Origin of the sequence: Paenisporosarcina quisquiliarum (assembly GCF_027563315.1) — a bacterium.
GTDB lineage: Bacteria > Bacillota > Bacilli > Bacillales_A > Planococcaceae > Paenisporosarcina > Paenisporosarcina quisquiliarum.
The window spans coordinates 229,879-247,579 of sequence record NZ_JAMKBJ010000003.1 but is presented as its reverse complement, the minus strand read 5'-3'; the positions used below and the strand labels follow the sequence as shown (position 1 = coordinate 247,579).

Annotated in this window: 15 protein-coding genes; 13 read left to right on the top strand and 2 right to left on the bottom strand. The window is 39.1% G+C overall.

Translation table 11 applies throughout. From position 1 onward, the window contains the following. Positions 1 to 109: 109 nt before the first annotated feature. The gene (locus M9R32_RS05445) at positions 110 to 742 is read right to left on the bottom strand and encodes a YigZ family protein (RefSeq protein ID WP_269925720.1); all 633 of its coding nucleotides are present in this window, start codon (positions 740 to 742) and stop codon (positions 110 to 112) included. Between the two features lie 178 nt (positions 743 to 920). Between M9R32_RS05445 and M9R32_RS05440 the strand changes: the two genes are divergently transcribed. Beyond that, complete coding sequence (locus M9R32_RS05440) at positions 921 to 2,075, top strand: sensor histidine kinase (protein WP_269925787.1); 1,155 nt, start codon at positions 921 to 923, stop codon at positions 2,073 to 2,075. 29 nt (positions 2,076 to 2,104) lie between these two features. Next, positions 2,105 to 2,779 carry a response regulator gene (locus M9R32_RS05435; protein ID WP_269925719.1) on the top strand — a complete coding sequence of 225 codons (675 nt, stop codon included), beginning with the start codon at positions 2,105 to 2,107 and terminating at the stop codon, positions 2,777 to 2,779. Between the two features lie 310 nt (positions 2,780 to 3,089). Here M9R32_RS05435 and M9R32_RS05430 read toward each other — a convergent pair whose 3' ends face one another. Continuing rightward, positions 3,090 to 3,986 carry a nuclease-related domain-containing protein gene (locus M9R32_RS05430; RefSeq protein WP_269925718.1) on the bottom strand — a complete coding sequence of 299 codons (897 nt, stop codon included), beginning with the start codon at positions 3,984 to 3,986 and terminating at the stop codon, positions 3,090 to 3,092. Positions 3,987 to 4,387: 401 nt separating this feature from the next. Here M9R32_RS05430 and M9R32_RS05425 point away from each other — a divergent pair, with 401 nt between their 5' ends. The 11 genes from M9R32_RS05425 to ftsX all read left to right on the top strand — a co-directional run bounded on the left by M9R32_RS05425 (position 4,388) and on the right by ftsX (position 17,688). Further along, entirely contained in the window at positions 4,388 to 4,978 is a 591-nt protein-coding gene (locus tag M9R32_RS05425) for a nuclear transport factor 2 family protein (protein ID WP_269925717.1), read from the top strand. A 147-nt stretch (positions 4,979 to 5,125) separates the two neighbouring features. Then, positions 5,126 to 6,478 (top strand): ATP-dependent helicase ComFA, encoded by a 1,353-nt coding sequence (locus M9R32_RS05420; protein WP_269925716.1) that lies wholly within the window; start codon positions 5,126 to 5,128, stop codon positions 6,476 to 6,478. Beyond that, positions 6,478 to 7,098, top strand: coding sequence for a ComF family protein (locus M9R32_RS05415; RefSeq protein WP_269925715.1), 621 nt, complete (start codon positions 6,478 to 6,480; stop codon positions 7,096 to 7,098). Before M9R32_RS05420 ends, M9R32_RS05415 begins: the two co-directional genes overlap by 1 nt. 118 nt (positions 7,099 to 7,216) lie before the next feature. Beyond that, a complete protein-coding gene (gene hpf, locus M9R32_RS05410) occupies positions 7,217 to 7,777 on the top strand; it encodes a ribosome hibernation-promoting factor, HPF/YfiA family (RefSeq protein WP_269925714.1) in 561 nt (186 codons plus the stop codon). Between the two features lie 294 nt (positions 7,778 to 8,071). Then, positions 8,072 to 10,462: an EAL domain-containing protein gene (locus tag M9R32_RS05405; protein WP_269925713.1), complete on the top strand. Its 2,391-nt coding sequence runs from the start codon at positions 8,072 to 8,074 to the stop codon at positions 10,460 to 10,462. 76 nt (positions 10,463 to 10,538) lie between these two features. Continuing rightward, entirely contained in the window at positions 10,539 to 13,052 is a 2,514-nt protein-coding gene (secA, locus tag M9R32_RS05400) for a preprotein translocase subunit SecA (RefSeq protein ID WP_269925712.1), read from the top strand. Positions 13,053 to 13,070: 18 nt separating this feature from the next. Then, positions 13,071 to 14,172, top strand: a protein-coding gene (gene prfB / locus M9R32_RS05395; protein WP_269925786.1) for a peptide chain release factor 2 whose coding sequence is annotated in 2 segments (ribosomal slippage) — positions 13,071 to 13,142 and positions 13,144 to 14,172 — 1,101 coding nt in all. Because the reading frame shifts where the segments join, the coding sequence is not laid out codon by codon here. A 404-nt stretch (positions 14,173 to 14,576) separates the two neighbouring features. Beyond that, positions 14,577 to 15,440 (top strand): YitT family protein, encoded by an 864-nt coding sequence (locus M9R32_RS05390; protein WP_269925711.1) that lies wholly within the window; start codon positions 14,577 to 14,579, stop codon positions 15,438 to 15,440. Between the two features lie 51 nt (positions 15,441 to 15,491). Beyond that, the gene (cccB, locus tag M9R32_RS05385) at positions 15,492 to 15,833 is read left to right on the top strand and encodes a cytochrome c551 (protein ID WP_269925710.1); all 342 of its coding nucleotides are present in this window, start codon (positions 15,492 to 15,494) and stop codon (positions 15,831 to 15,833) included. A 294-nt stretch (positions 15,834 to 16,127) separates the two neighbouring features. Continuing rightward, entirely contained in the window at positions 16,128 to 16,814 is a 687-nt protein-coding gene (gene ftsE / locus M9R32_RS05380) for a cell division ATP-binding protein FtsE (protein WP_269925709.1), read from the top strand. Continuing rightward, positions 16,804 to 17,688 (top strand): permease-like cell division protein FtsX, encoded by an 885-nt coding sequence (gene ftsX, locus M9R32_RS05375; protein ID WP_269925708.1) that lies wholly within the window; start codon positions 16,804 to 16,806, stop codon positions 17,686 to 17,688. Before ftsE ends, ftsX begins: the two co-directional genes overlap by 11 nt. Positions 17,689 to 17,701: the final 13 nt, after the last annotated feature.

Sequence of the window (17,701 nt, the reverse complement as noted above, 5' to 3'; positions counted from 1 at the left end):
TTATACAATGCTTTAACTAAACCGTAAAAGGAAAAGTTTTTTACATTTTCTTTAAATTCATTACATCTGTTAAATATTTCTTCTTATATTTAAGCATAAATGAACCGAATTAGATATCAAATTCAATAAATTCTGCTAATTCTCGCTTGATAATAGCTTGCCCATTCGTCATTTCTGTTATCCATTCAACAAATTTCTCTTCGGTTGATACAGGCACATAGAGAAATATTTCCACATTATCTGCATATTCGATTCGTTCAAGAGGATAGGCGGAACCACGCACTTCATTCTCAACTTTACCCAACCAAGTGTAATCTACGGATACTTTCATTAAATGATGAAGTCTGCGCTCAACGATACAAGCTGCCTGAATTCCTTCGGTAGTCGCTTTTCCGTAAGCGCGTATTAATCCGCCACCACCTAATTTTATGCCACCAAAGTACCGTGTTACGACAACCACAGTATCTTTTAATCCTTGTTTTTTTAACACTTCCAGCATAGGAACGCCTGCCGTGCCACTGGGTTCTCCGTCATCATTTGCTTTTTGGATGGAGTCATGTTCACCAATCATGTAAGCGGAGCAATTGTGATTCGCTGATTTATGTTTTGATTTAATCTCCTCTATAAATGCTTGAGCTTCTTGTTCTGTTTCAGCGCGATTTACATATGTGAGAAATCTGGATTTTTGAATAATTATTTCTGTTTCTCCAAATCCTTTGACAGTGACATAATCTTTTCTCAAATCTTTCCACTCCTCATTGACATCTAGTTGTCATGTAATTTTAATATGTTTTTGTGTATATAGTGATATAATAAATGCAGTCATAGCAGGAATAAAGGCATGTATGACGTATTATATAGATAGAGAAATGAATGATGAAACATTCATTAGACAGTTGCTCGAAAAAGGAGAATACCCGATGTCAGGGAAAAAGGTCGATATCAATTCTTTAGATCATATTTTCAGCCAAATGGTTGAAACGATGGACCGCTCCAAAAACGATATTTTTATTATAAGCGAACAAAATCGACAAAGCTTATTACAAATGCAAAAAGAATTAGAAATTGTCCATTCAAAATTAGCGGATGTATTAATAGAAGGTGACTTGCTTGAAGAAGAGACCCGTCTATCACGAAAACGTCTCGGTGACGTCTCCAAGCATTTTAACACGTTTACGGAAGAGCAAGTGCGCGAGGCTTACGAACAAGCAAATGATTTACAAATTAAACTTTCAATTAACCGAACGGAAGATCGCCAATTACGGGAACGTAGAGATGATTTGGAACGTCGTTTAACTGAATTAAACGATGCCATTTTGCATGCCGATCAGCTTGTTACTCAAGCCAACGTAGTAACCAACTACTTAACATCTGATTTGAAAAATGTTGGACAAGCTTTGGAAACGGCAAAGTTAAAGCAAGATTTCAGTCTTAAAATTATTGAAGCACAAGAAGAAGAAAGAAAAAGGCTATCACGTGAAATACATGATGGTCCTGCCCAAATGATGGCAAATGTTTTGGTCCGTTCCGATTTAATCGAACGAACTTATCGTGAGAAAGGTGTCGATCAGGCATTAGTCGAGATATCTAGTCTGAAATTGATGGTTCGAAATGCACTGTCGGAAGTAAGACGAATTATTTACGACCTGCGACCAATGGCATTGGACGATTTAGGTTTAGTTCCTACCCTCAAAAAATACTTAATGACTATCGAAGAATATAATATGGGGTGCAAAATACACTTCAATTCCCATGGCGAACAACGTCGACTTTTACCTAATTATGAAGTAGCCATCTTTCGTTTGATTCAGGAATCCGTGACGAATGCTACAAAACACGGGAACTGCCAAACCATATGGGTGGAAGTTGAATGGTTCAAAAACAAAGTGACAGTTACCGTGAAGGATAACGGTATTGGATTTGACCAGCGCCTTGTCCGCGATAGTTCATTTGGATTATTGGGGATGCGAGAGCGGGTAGACTTATTAAAAGGTGAAATGATTGTGAAATCCTCGCCAGGTAAAGGAACAACAATGATGTTTCGAATTCCTTTAATTGAGGAAAAAGAGAGATAAGCTCTGCTTATATTTAGGAGGAAATGATGATGACGAAAATTGTAATTATAGACGATCACCAATTATTCCGTGAAGGTGTAAAACGAATTTTAGATTTTGAAGATTCATTCGATGTTGTTGCTGAAGGCGATGACGGAAGCGATGCTTTAAATCTTTTCGAGCAATATGCACCGGAAGTTATTTTAATGGATATCAACATGCCCCGCAAAAATGGGGTAGAGGCAACTGGCGAGCTGATGGCGAAATATCCGGAAGCGAAAGTGATTATGTTGTCTATTCACGATGATGAATCTTACGTTACGCACGCTCTTAAAACAGGAGCTCTTGGATACATGTTAAAAGAAATGGATGCAGATGCAATAGTACAAGCCATTAAAGTGGTGGCTGCAGGAGGATCTTACTTACATCCAAAAGTTACACGTAACTTAGTGGCAGAATTCCGTCGCTTAAGTGAACGTGAAAACAAAGGAACATTCCATCAATCCGAAATTCGTCGTCCTTTCCATTTGCTGACGAAACGTGAATGTGAAGTTCTTCAATTGTTAACGGACGGACAAAGTAACCGCATGATTGGTGAAACTTTGTTCATCTCTGAAAAAACAGTAAAAAATCACGTATCAAGCATTCTTCAAAAAATGAATGTAAATGACCGCACACAAGCCGTAGTTACAGCAATCAAGAACGGCTGGGTAGAAGTACGTTAATTGATTTATATGACCCCCTCACATTTGTGAGGGGGTTTTGTTTTGGTGAGATGATAATGAGGTTCTAGGTAGACAGAACTAGCATCCCGGTAGACAGAATAGCTTGGGAGGTAGACAGTTTTGGAATCCAGGTAGACAGAACGGCCTTCCAGGTTGCACAAAATGAAAAGTGGCGCATGTCTAGTAGAAGGAGTTTAGATTCAGGTAGACAGAATTCGCATCCAGGTAGACAGTTTCACTTGCCAGGTAGACAGAATGGTAATCCAGGTTGCACAAACTCCTATTTCTTTTCAAGCACTTCATTGTGTCTTTAAAAGGAATCCTCATTGACATCATCGAATAATTTATAAAATCTATAACGACCATTGTTTTTAGGAATTAAATTAGCTCTATTTAAAATATGCGATGCGGATGTTTTATCTTTTAGTTGCAAAAAATCTAGGCATTCTCTAGTAGTAATAGTGCTTTTCATCAAATAAAACCAATCCTCGAGTGCATTCGCAATGATTACTTTCCGGGAAATTTTACAAGTAGGACATTTATAAAGAGTGCCAATATTGATGGAGCATTGTGGACAAAGCAATCCTTTAACAATTTTTGAATCATGAATTGGGAAAGTACTTACTAGTGGGGTAGGGGAATAATTCGTTTTAGCTTGTTCCAGGGAGTCGATTAACGATTTGAAATCTTTTTCTGTAAGTGTGGGAGGGAGTTCGAATAGGTCTTCTATATATGACCCGACATCACAGCCCATCATTATGTTTGAATACTTTGGAGGCAAGTCCACAATGGTGCTAGAAAAGGCGAATACAATTGCACTTTTTATGGGGAGGTTAATTTGAATCGAATTCAACCATTTTACTAATCTTCGTTCATGACGTTTCAGTTGTTCCTCTGGACATTTCAAAGATGTTTTTACTCCGTCGACTTCTCTGATTAATTGAGCAGGAGTCTTTTGGAATGAGATTCGACCTTTTAATGCTTTTACTTCCAATATACAAACAAACTTTGGTGTAATAATCAAAGTGTCAAATTGGGCTTTTGTATTTGCAGAAGTTTGAATATTAATGTCTTTAAAAACGGCAAATGAACATGGAAATTCAATATTCTTTATAAAATTGTCAACATATGTCTCACCGCTGTATCCAGCACGGATTCGATTGATTCTCGACTCGATTTCCTTATAAAGCGGGTGTTCATTCGGCACTCTATTAAGTAAGCGAAGGTAAACTTTTAACGTTTTTGGCGTTTGACGATTCTCGATAATAAAATATCACTCCCTTTAAAGTTTCGGATATTGTAAAAATAGCATTTTTATCCATCTACTTGCAACTGAATTACTTGAAAAGAAAGCCAGGCAGACAGCGCCGTCCCAGGTTGACAGTTTGGCCTTCCAGATAGACAGTTTGAAATTCCAGGTAGACAGTTTTCCCTTCCAGGTAGACAGAATGGCCATCCAGGTTGCACAAAATGAAGCTCCACTCACATAACAGCACATTTCTACACGAAACTTTCACATGAATCGTGTCGTCTCTATTCAGAATGTGGCTATAATATAATAAAGGCAATCAATACAGGGCAAAATAGCCGAGTGGGAGGACGATTTTAATGAATTTTAAATATATGATGATATTGACACTTCTTTCAATATTACTATCAGCTTGTGCAAGTGAAGAGAATCGAGAAGGAGCAGGTTCAGTTTCTGACGGTGAATCTTCAAGCGAAAATAGCGCATTGGAACATGGTGTGAAAGATCAGAAACAAGATCAAGCTCAGTCTGATGTGGGATTTGAGATGGCGGGTTCCGAAATCGAAGAGGCCCAAAATGTGCCTGCAGACGAGAAAAAGGCAATTTTGGCATCTTTCGATACGTACATGACTTCATTCAATGACGAAGACATTGCAAAATATATGTCAATCATTGCTACGGAACCTGAAGGGTTTGATTACAAAGAAGAAGAAGCGACCGTTGTAAAAACGTTTAAAGAATACGATGTAAAAAGAACAGCTGAAGATGTAACGGTCATCAAATATGATGAAAACCAAGCACAGGTCTTTGCATCGCTTGCAATTTCCCTTGAACAGGTATCAACAGGTGCAAAACTTGATCGGACAGGTAGACAAGTTACCGTGTTTGCCAAAGAAGAAGGAAACTGGCGTGTCAGCAGTGTATATTTCATTGGAGATGCAGCAGAATAAGATGATTGAAAACCTCGCGAATTTGCGGGGTTTTTATTCTTTGGTCTTTGTTAACAAATCTATCGTCAGTCTTAAATTTGCGGGTCTCCACAATTTGGTATTATGATGAAAATGTAGGAATGAGTAATCCGTATTGGAGGAATGCTCATGGAAGAAATACAAACATTTTTAAGTGGTCGAATTTGGTTGAAGGAAAAGACCCCATTTCCTTTACCCACCATTGAAGATTATATTCAAAAAGGATTTATTATCCCTCATAAAGGCATTCAGTCAAAACAACTTTCCCGCATACTAAAATCTAAACAGCACCATTGTCGTCGATGTGGATTTGAGCAATTAAGTTCCTTTCAATGTGCAAAATGTAAAGGCCCTTGTCTATACTGCCGCCATTGCATTCGCATGGGCAGAGTGAGTAGTTGTACCGTTCTCATTACGTGGAGCGGTCCCGGAATAAAACAAGTACCGTCACATCTGTTTTCATGGGAAGGGAAATTAACTCCCAAACAAGATCTTGCTTCAAAAGAACTTCTGCAAAGCGTTCGACAAAATCAAAGCCATTTAATACATGCCGTCTGCGGAGCGGGAAAAACCGAACTTCTATTTCCCGCAGTATTTGACTTGCTCGAGCGGGGAAAAAGGGTTTGTGTGGCTACCCCAAGGACAGATGTTGTACTGGAACTAGCCCCACGTTTTCAGCAAGTTTTTCCGCAAACCGTCATTCATTCTTTATATGGTGGTTCTCCAGAATATACGAATTATGCACAGCTTATCATCGCAACAACACATCAATTGTATAGATTTGAAGAAGCTTTTGATGTCATATTTGTCGACGAAGCTGATGCTTTTCCTTACACACTAGATGTGACACTGCAAAATGCAGTGAACAAAGCGAAAAAGAAAGCAGCCGCTGTCCATACTATCACTGCAACTCCTTCTGATGAACTTTTAAGACAAACGGTTAATAAATCTGTCATATCAGGAAGGTTTCACGGTTTTCCATTACCGGTACCTCGTTTTGTCGGGTTATGGAATTATAAAAAGCACATCCGTATAGGCGCAATTCCCCAAAAGCTTAAAAAATGGACAATGCATTGTCTGCACCAAAATCAACCGTTTCTCATATTTTTCCCAACGATAGAGCTTATGGAACAAGCTTTGCCATTATTTCTGATATTGCATTCCGAAATTTTGTCCGTTCATGCTGAAGATCCAAATCGAAAAGAAAAGGTTTTGAAGTTACGGGAAAGGAAAGTAATTGGCCTGCTCACAACAACTATCCTCGAGCGCGGAATTACTATTCCTGATGTACAAGTAGCGGTAGTGGGTGCCGATGAACTGATTTTCACGAGCAGTGCATTAATTCAAATTGGTGGAAGGGTCGGACGGTCAATCGAATATCCTAATGGTGATCTTGTGTTTTTTCATCATGGAATTTCGTATGCCATGGACAAGGCAAAAGAGACAATTGAAGCGCACAATAAGGACAGCGGATTCAAATAATGAATTGTTTAATATGTTCTACCTCATTTATCGAAAGTGCTTCTTGGCAAAAACTGTTTCTCATAAAACCAGCGGATGTAATCTGCAATCAATGCAGATCAAAATTTGAAAAAATATTGAAAACAAAGAGTGAAAATGAATGGTCGGGGACAATATATGAAGGTGCACTGGACTCGGTCAAATCCTTTTACACTTACAACGATTGGATGAAACATGTTTTTCAGCAGTATAAATTTCAATTGGATGTCGAACTGGCAAAAATTTTTGTGGAAGACTTCAGACCATTACGCCAAGTTCAAGAATTGATTGTCCCTATTCCTCTGCATCCTGAAATGTTACATGAAAGAACTTTTTCACAAGTTGATCAATTCCTCATTGATGCAAATGTTCCATTCAAGAATGTGCTGTCAAAAACAGAGAATCGATCGCAAGTTGGAAAAACAAGAAAAGATCGAATGTCCACCGAATTACTTTTTTCCGTTCAAGAAAATGTTCAAGAGCAACATATTGTATTGATCGACGATTTGTATACAACTGGCACCACTCTGCATCACGCTGCATTCGCGTTGAAAAAAGCAGGTGCTCAGACAGTTCGTGCAATCACTTTGATTCGAGTATGAAAAATAAAGAAAATGTCTACTTTCGACAAAATTCCAAAAACTTTTTGGTTTGTAGCAGGAGTTAATAGGGGATAAGTAGAATAAGGTTTACATAGCCTTAATTAAAGGAGGAGTTTACATGTTAAATTTTAATATCCGTGGTGAAAACGTTGAGGTAACTCCTGCGATTCGTGAGCACGTTGAAAGCAAAATCAATAAGGTAGAACGCTATTTCAACGAAGACTTCCAAGCGAACGCAAATGTCAATTTAAAGGTTTATAATGACAGTCAAACGAAAGTGGAAGTAACCATTCCAATGAAGAATTTAACGCTCCGAGCTGAAGAGCGTCATAATGATATGTATGCAGCAGTCGATTTAATCGTCGATAAACTTGAGCGTCAAATCCGTAAACATAAAACAAAAGTAAATCGTAAGTTCCGTGAACGTGAAGGTGTTGGTGCATACTTTGCTAACGTGGTATCTCCTGAACAAGCGGCATATCAAGACGAGAGTGAAGAAGAATTACCAATCGTCCGTACGAAGCAATTTGAATTAAAACCGATGGATCAAGAAGAAGCGGTTTTACAAATGGATATGCTGGGACATAACTTCTACGTCTTCACTGATGCAGAATCAAATGGAACAAATATTGTTTACAAACGTAAAGACGGTAAATACGGTTTAATCGAAACAAACTAAATTAAATTCAATCCATGAGGAAGCCCGAGCAAGTGGGGCTTTCTTTTTTTGTAAGAACTTGATGACAAAAAGACATTTGCGACTGCATTCCTCAAATGCATGAAGATTGAGTACATTATACATACATATGGCTCATGCGGAACAAGTGGATTGTGCAAATTTAAATCTAAGAAACCGTATTATTACCAATTGTAAAGTTGATAAATTTGTCGATTGAGAAGGAATTTACTCGAACAAAGCGAATAGTACCTTTATCAAGTTTAAGGGCAGTTTTTCAATAGGGGAGGGGATCGGATGACGAAAAGTCGATTATGGAACAGACTTGGTTTTCGTGGGAAAGTTGTATTTGCCATGAGCGCAATCGTGATACCAATCCTTTTTGTGATGGCCTCCTATTCATACAATTATTCAAAAAATTTATATGAATTAAAAATGGAAGAAGAATTATCACTTGAAAACGAATTGGTTGTTCAAGAAATCTACACGTTTTTAAATAGCAAAAGTGAAATTACGAAACAACTTGGCGAACTTGAAGATGTCAGGGAACTTTTGGAATCGTCAGTTGAACGTGAAACAGTTAAGAAATCGCCAATATATCAACAAGTAAATCAGTTCATGACAAGAGTGCAGGAAGATAATGAAGATGTAGGTTTAGTTTGGATGGCGTTTCTTGAAGAGAATTTTTTAATTGCAGATCATGGGTACGTAACTGATGAAGCATATGACATTCCAAAAAGGCCGTGGACTGCAAAAGCGAATGCAGCAGAAGGCTTATCATATTCAGACCTTTATATCGATTACTCTACGAAGAAATTAACTGTAAGTGTCATTTATCCAGTCGAATCGGAAGACAAGCGGTTGGGGTATTTTGGTTTAGATTTACATTTGGATTCTATACCTGCACTGATTGGTCCTTATGAAACAAAGTACAACAAATATATTCTTTTAACAGAGTCCGGGCAAATATTATATGACGCTGACAGCCTATGGAATGACTTTGAAAACTTTGATCTTACTCTAGATGAAATGGAGTTAGTGAAGACAACTGAAGGGAATTACTATGTTGAAATGCGAGAACTTGATAATACCGGTTTGCGAATGTTCAGTTATGCACCAGAAAAAACCGTTACCCAACCCTTTGCAGACTTTGGTAAGTCGATTGGTTTGTCATGGATTATCGCCGCAATCATGATCTTAATTTCTTTATCCTGGTTGCTTCGTTACATGTTAAAAGATATACCGAACATCGTAAAGCATGTTCGTCAGATGGAACAAGGTAACTTGGTGACTAAAATGGGGATTAAAAGACAGGATGAAATTGGTGAAATTGCTCAATCAATTGAACAAATGGGAGAATTACTGAATGCACAAGTAAAGGAAATTGATTATCAGGCAAGGTTTGATTCACTGACAAACTTACCAAACCGTTTCTCGATTGAACGCGAACTTTCGAGTTGGATTGAGGAATCAAAAGAGTCCAATCAAATGATAACCGTCGCATTCATTGACCTCGATCACTTTAAACAGATTAACGACTCAAAAGGGCATGCATACGGAGATGAACTTTTAGTACAGGTTACGCAAAGAATTAAAGAGTTGTTGCCGGAAAACAGTAGCTTCGGTCGCTTTGGAGGAGATGAATTCATTGTTCTCATACGTGCTAAAAGAGAAAAATTCCCGGCGGTCCGAGCAACCCTTACTGCTTTGCATGAGTGCTTCTCGAAAGTGTTTTATTTAAACGATCATCCGTTTTTTGTGACTCCTTCGATCGGGGTTTCACTTTATCCGACGGATGCAAAGTCGTGTGAGCAATTGTTAATCAATGCGGATACGGCACTTTATAAAGCAAAGGCAGCGGGCAGAAACAGAATTCTCTTCTTCAATTATGAAATGAAAGAAGCATTCGAAAAACAACATATGATGGAGCAAGGCTTACGTGAAGCCATTAAGCACAATCATTTTAACCTAGTCTATCAACCACAGTTCAACTTGAAAACTGGAAGGACTGAAAGTTTGGAAGCACTTCTTCGTTGGAGGCATCCAGAATGGGGAATGATTTCTCCAGCTGAGTTTATTCCAGTGGCAGAAGAATCAGGCTACATTAAGGAGATTGGGGATTGGGTACTTGAAACCGCTATTCGCGAAATAAAAAGTATTCATCAGGAATATGTCCATATATCAGCTGTAGCAATCAATGTCAGTGCCCTGCAACTACGTGAAGCCTATTTCGTTCATCGCCTGAAAACACTGTTAAAGAAATATCAAGTAAATCCAGGTTTAATTGAAATTGAGATAACTGAGTCGATTTTTATCGAGGGTGGGGAAGAAGTTCTCGAAACGCTTAAAGAAATTCGCGGTATGGGCATTAGCATTGCGCTCGATGATTTTGGAACAGGATACTCTTCATTGAATTATCTTCGAATATTACCGATTAACCGAGTGAAAATTGATCGATCATTTGTTCAAAAAATGGAGAATGATACAAGGGTACAGGCGATTATCAAGTCCGTCATAGATTTGTCCCATAATTTAGGGTTCAACATTGTCGCGGAAGGCGTGGAAACACAAAAGCAGCTGTTATTATTAAAGTCTATGAATGCGGATGTTATTCAAGGGTTTTATGGAAGTAAACCATTAAACTGGACGCAATTGCATGAGTTTTTAAAAGAGCCCCAAACATTGTAGAGATGGAGCCGTCATTTGCACCCCTATAGTAGCAGTGGTAAAATAAACCTTGAGACTATATGGGAAGTGAATTTAAATGCTTGGAGTATTAAATAAAGTATTTGACTTAAATAAGCGCGATTTAAAACGATTAGAAAAAGTTGCCGATCAAGTAGAGGCATTTGCAAATGACATGGACGCACTAACTGATGACCAGTTACGTGCTAAAACAGATGAGTTTAAAGGACGTTTGGCAAGTGGTGCCGATCTGTCTGACATTCAAGCGGAGGCATTCGCAGTAGTTCGTGAAGCAGCCAAGCGTGTTCTTGGCATGTACCCTTTCCGCGTACAAATTATGGGTGCCGCTGCACTTCATGAAGGCAATATTTCAGAAATGAAAACTGGTGAAGGGAAGACGTTGACGTCTACCATGCCTGTTTATTTGAATGCCATCACTGGAAAAGGTGTGCATGTTGTTACGGTCAATGAATATTTGGCAAGCCGTGATGCGGCCGAAATGGGTCAATTGTATAATTTCTTAGGTTTAACTGTTGGATTAAATTTAAACAGTTTAAGTAAGGATGAGAAACGTGAAGCATACGCAGCGGATATCACGTATTCGACAAACAATGAACTTGGATTCGACTACTTACGTGACAATATGGTGTTGTACAAAGAAGAACATGTTCAGCGACCGCTCTATTACGCTGTAATTGATGAAGTCGATTCCATTTTGATTGATGAAGCACGTACGCCACTGATTATTTCAGGACAAGCAGCTAAATCCGCTCAGCTTTACCAACAATCGAATGCTCTTGTTCGTGCACTACGCAAAGAAGAAGACTACTCATATGACGAGTCAACTAAAGGTGTCGTATTAACTGAGGCAGGGATTGAAAAGGTTGAAAAAGCGTTTGGAATTGACAACTTATTCGATTTGACACATGTACGTTTAAATCATGCAATTAACCAGTCATTGAAAGCACATGCAAGTATGCACAATGATGTTGATTATGTTGTTCAAGATGGAAACGTTGTTATCGTAGACTCCTTTACAGGTCGTCTGATGAAAGGCCGCCGTTATTCGGATGGACTTCATCAAGCGATTGAAGCTAAAGAAGGTTTGGAGATTCAAAATGAATCGATGACCATGGCAACTATTACATTCCAGAACTATTTCCGTATGTATGAAAAACTTTCAGGCATGACGGGAACTGCCAAAACGGAAGAGGAAGAGTTCCGCAACATTTACAATATGAACGTCATTGTGATTCCGACAAACCGTGTAATAGCACGTGATGACCGAGCGGACTTGATTTATGCTTCCATGGAAGGTAAATATAAAGCCGTAGCGGAAGATATTGCCGAAAGACATAAAGCTGGTCAGCCAGTGCTTGTCGGGACTGTAGCAATCGAAACTTCCGAAATCATTTCTAACTTGTTGACTAAACATGGAATCCGCCATAATGTCCTGAATGCGAAAAACCATGAACGTGAAGCCGAGATTATTTCCACTGCAGGTCATAAAGGGGCAGTAACAATCGCAACAAACATGGCTGGTCGTGGAACAGACATCAAACTTGGTGACGGAGTCATCGAAGTTGGAGGATTAGCTGTTATCGGTACAGAAAGACATGAATCCCGTCGTATTGACAATCAGCTACGTGGACGTTCAGGACGTCAAGGCGATCCTGGTGTGACACAATTCTATTTATCAATGGAAGATGATTTAATGCGTCGTTTCGGTTCTGACAATATGCGTGCGATGATGTCTCGTCTGGGTATGGATGATTCACAACCAATCCAGTCTAAAATGGTTACACGTGCCGTAGAATCAGCTCAGAAACGTGTTGAAGGTAATAACTTCGATGCTCGTAAACGTTTGCTTCAATATGATGATGTTTTACGTCAACAACGTGAAATTATTTATAAAGAACGTTTGGAAGTGTTGGAAACCGACAATATGCGTGGCTTGGTTGAAACAATGATTGACGAAGTAATTGAACGCACAGTTGCCGTTCATACTGCTTCAGATAAGCAAGCCGAGTGGAACTATAAAGGTCTTGCAGATACAATTCAAGCGAATTTATTAACTGAAGGTGCAGTAACAAGAACTCAGTTGGAAGGAAAATCAGCTGACGAAATCGTTGAATTTATTAAACAGGAAGTTTACAAACGCTACGATGAAAAAGAAGAGGAAATGACTCCTGAACGTATGCGTGAATTTGAAAAAGTTGTCCTGTTGCGTTCAATTGATTCGAAATGGATTGATCATATTGATGCTATGGATCAGTTGCGTCAAGGAATTCATTTGCGTGCTTATGGACAAATCGATCCACTTCGCGAGTATCAAAATGAAGGATTTGCGATGTTTGAAGCAATGGTTGAATCTGTTCAGGAAGATGTTGCGAAATATGCCATGAAAGCAGAAATACGCAATAACTTGCAACGTGAAGAAGTAGCGAAGGGTCAAGCTGTAAACCCGAAAGAAGAAGGCGGAGCTGTGAAGAAAAAGCCAGTTCGAGCGCAATCTTCAGTAGGTAGAAACGAAATGTGCCCATGCGGCAGTGGCAAGAAATTCAAGAATTGCCATGGCGCTGTTGAAAGATAACGGAGGAATTTATACATGATGGAATTATCAGATGTACGCAATGAACTAGACAGAACAGCTTCAAAATTATCCGACTTTAGGGGGTCTCTTTGACTTAGAAAACAAAGAGGCACGAATTGCTGAGTTGGATGAAAATATGTCGATGCCCGACTTTTGGAATGATCAACAAGCAGCTCAAGTGGTAATCAGTGAAGCGAATGCTTTGAAAGAAATTGTAAATGAATATAATGAACTGCTTGATACACAGGAAAATCTCGAAATGACTTTGGAATTGTTACGCGAAGAACCAGACGAGGAATTGCAGGAAGAACTCAGTAGCGAAATGAAAGAATTCACTGCCAAACTGGGTGATTTTGAACTCCAATTGCTACTGAGCGAACCTTATGACAAAAACAATGCCATTTTGGAACTTCATCCTGGAGCGGGTGGAACGGAGTCTCAGGATTGGGGTTCCATGCTCCTTCGTATGTATACACGTTGGGGTGAAAAGCGTGGCTTCAAAGTGGAAACACTCGATTATTTACCTGGGGACGAAGCCGGAATCAAATCGGTTACACTTGGATTTAAAGGTCATAATGCTTACGGCTATTTGAAAGCTGAAAAAGGAGTTCACCGTTTGGTGCGAATTTCACCTTTCGATTCTTCTGGCCGTCGCCATACTTCTTTCGTGTCGTGTGAGGTTATGCCTGAATTCAATGATGAAATCGAAATCGAAATCCGGACGGAAGATTTGAAAATTGATACGTATCGTGCCAGTGGTGCAGGTGGTCAGCATATTAATACCACCGATTCCGCTGTCCGTATTACTCACTTGCCGACAGGTGCTGTCGTGACGTGTCAACAAGAACGCTCTCAAATCAAAAACCGTGAAAAAGCGATGACCATGTTAAAAGCGAAATTGTATCAATTAAAAATTGAGGAACAAGAAGCTCAAATGCTCGAGATTCGTGGAGAGCAAAAAGAAATTGGTTGGGGTTCTCAAATTCGTTCATATGTTTTCCATCCTTATTCAATGGTAAAAGATCACCGCACAAGTGCAGAAAGTGGCAACGTGCAAGGTGTCATGGACGGAGATATCGATTTGTTCATCAATTCCTACTTGCGTTCAAAAATGAATTAAGAAAAAACGGACATCCTACAAAGATGTTCGTTTTTTTTGTTGTTTTGCTACATTCATGCAGGATAGCATGTAAGGCGGCATTTAGGAGGAAATGGTTAGTTGCCCCTAAATGACGAAAGTTGCTCCCAATTTTGAAAAGTTGCTCCAAAACCAGTGAAAGTTGCTCCCATTTTCGAAAAGTTACTCCCAAACTCGAAATTAGATCTAAAGTGATTACACTTAACGTCTATAATGCCGCAAGTGTGTTGCGTGGACATGGCCAGAGCCCAAATTCAGGATAAAATTGTGACACCGAAAGAAAATTATCACAGCGGATCACTTCATCATGATGAAGTTCACACTCTTTATTGCGTCTGCTATACTTCATTAGGGAAAAATGGACATAATAGAAAGAAGGAAATTTTATGAATCGAAAAACACGGGAAGAGCCACATCCTATTTTGGCTTCCGTTTTGGAATATATGTATATCATCATTGGTGCTGCGATTATCGCTGTCGGATTTAACGTTTTCTTATTACCGAACGAAGTAGCATCGGGCGGTGTCAGTGGGATCAGTACCATATTAAAAGGATTGTTTCACTGGAATCCCGGCTTTGTCCAATATGCATTTAATATTCCTTTATTTATTGCAGGCGTAATCTTCCTTGGCAAACAGTTTGGCGCCCGTTCACTTGTCGGAACACTAACGTTGCCTATGTTTGTTTTATTAACGGCAGACTGGGAGCCAGCTACATTGAATCCATTGCTTGGCGCACTATTTGGTGGAATCTCTGTAGGTGTTGGTTTGGGTATTGTCTTTCGAGGTCGAGCATCTACAGGCGGAACAGATTTAGCCGCTCAAATTATAGCGAAGTACACAGGTCTTACATTAGGAACGAGCGTAATGCTGATTGATGGACTAATTGTTCTTTCAGCAGCACTAGTTTTCGATATTGAAAAAGGCTTGTATGCACTGATTGGTTTATTTGTGACAACGAAGACCATTGATATTATTCAACTTGGTTTCAGCCAATCGAAAATGGTTTACATTATTACGAATAAACAAGAAGAAATACGGGATGCTATATATACCGAGGTTAATCGTGGTGTGACCAAGCTTCCGGCAGTTGGTGGGTATACCGAACAAGAACGACCAATTTTACTTGTAGTTGTTTATCAGACGGAATTTACAAAATTGAAGCAAGTCGTTAAAACGGTTGACCCATCAGCATTTGTCATAGTTTCAGACGCCTACGAAGTACTCGGTGAGGGTTTTAAACGACCATAATGTAGGTATACTTGTAAAGAATGTATAATTTGATTTCCGGGAGGGAACAAAATGAACAAAAAACTTCTTGCAGCTATTTTTGGATCTGCACTGATGCTTGCGGCTTGCGGTGGCGGTGGAGATGAAGAAGCAACTGAAACGAACGAAGAAAAAGGTGGAGAAGTCACTGAGACTCAAGATGCTGAAAAAATTGTACAAGGAAATTGTACAAGTTGTCACGGCGGTAATTTAGAAGGACAAGGTAACTTCCCAAGCCTCAAGGATGTGGGATCACGTCTTTCTAAAGATGAAATCTTACAAGTCATTCAAAACGGCCAAGGTCAAATGCCTGCTAACATTATTGAAGGTGCAGAAGCGGAAGTTGTAGCCGAATGGTTGGCGAACAAAAAATAAGATGTAATAAAGTAGACCAATGACTGTTTTTGTCATTGGTCTTTTATTTTTGTCAAAAAAGTGTCGAAGGAAAAGAAGGATTTCGGGAACTCAATAACGAATTTTATACATGAATAGGTACATACAACTTGTTGGATTTTAGGGAAAAAGAACTAATGATAAGGTTTCTTAAGGCTTCTTTCAAAATTTTTGTAATAGTACTGTAATAAAAATTTGTCGACATACTTGTTATAATGAGCATGTCGGAAAAAATATTTCAGACAGCTAGGAAAAAGCATAGGTGGTTACAAACATATGATTTCAATGAAAAACGTCTACAAGAAATATCCAAACGGCATAGTTGCTGCAAACGGAATTAATGTAGAAATCAAACAAGGTGAATTTGTATATGTTGTCGGTCCAAGTGGGGCTGGTAAATCAACATTTATTAAAATGATGTATCGAGAAGAGCGTCCAACGAGTGGAGATATAGTAGTTAATGGCATTAATTTGGCGAAATTGAAGTCAAAAAAAGTGCCTTATTTAAGAAGACAAATCGGCGTAGTCTTTCAAGATTTTAAATTACTGCCGAGATTGAATGTTTTTGAGAATGTTGCGTTTGCTTTAGAAGTAATTGAAGAATCGCCTAAAGTGATTCGCAAGCGTGTGATGGAAGTACTGGATTTGGTGGGACTGAAACACAAAGCCCGCATGTTCCCAACAGAATTATCTGGTGGAGAACAACAACGAGTATCTATTGCCCGTTCGATTGTCAACATCCCGAAAGTGATGATTGCGGACGAGCCTACCGGAAACTTAGATCCCGAAACGTCATGGGACATCATGAATTTATTTGAAGAAATAAATAGACGTGGGACAACCATTATTATGGCCACGCACAATAAAGAAATTGTTAATACCATTAAGCACAGAGTAATTGCAGTCGAAGGCGGACTCGTCGTACGTGATGAAGTCGGAGGTGACTACGGTTATGAAAGCTAGAACATTAGGACGTCATTTCCGAGAAAGTTTTAAAAGTCTAGGCAGAAATAGCTGGATGACTTTTGCATCTGCCAGTGCCGTAACTGTTACGTTATTACTTGTTGGCGTATTCGTCATGATTATGATGAATTTAAACAAAGTTGCTGACGATTTAGAAAAAGATGTCGAAATAAAAGTGTTGCTTGAACTGACTGCGGATGACGCAGCTGCAGCTCAATTAGAAAAAGAGATAAAAGAAGTAGATGGAGTTGCGACTGTTGTCTATTCAACGAAAGAAGCGGAATTAGAAGATTTAATAAAAGATTTCGGAGCGACAATGGGGTTGTCTGATCAAAATAATCCATTACGTGCAGCCTACTACGTGAAAGCGGAAAACCCTCAGGAAACTGAAAAGGTTGCCCAGCGGATTAATCGTCTAAAAAATACATATTCGGTTGAATATGGTGAAGGCAAGATTGAGAAGCTATTCAGTTTCTTGAATGTAGCGAGAAACATAGGTTTGGGATTGATACTAGCATTGTTATTCACCGCGATGTTCTTGATTTCGAATACGATTCGCATCACAATTGTTGCGCGTCGCCGTGAAATTGAAATTATGAAACTCGTAGGAGCGACAAATTGGTTTGTCCGTATACCATTCGTTTTAGAGGGAATGTGGATTGGGATTCTTGGTGCGATAATGCCGATAACTCTCGTAACTTTGCTTTATTACAATTTATATGAAATGGTACAACCTTATTTAAAAGGCGAATTATTTAATCTATTGCCGTTAACTCCATTCTTATACCAAGTAAATGGTCTCATTCTAATGATGGGGATTTTCATTGGTGTGTGGGGAAGTTTTATGTCAGTACGTAAGTTTTTACGCGTGTAAACGCGAGCTTGAA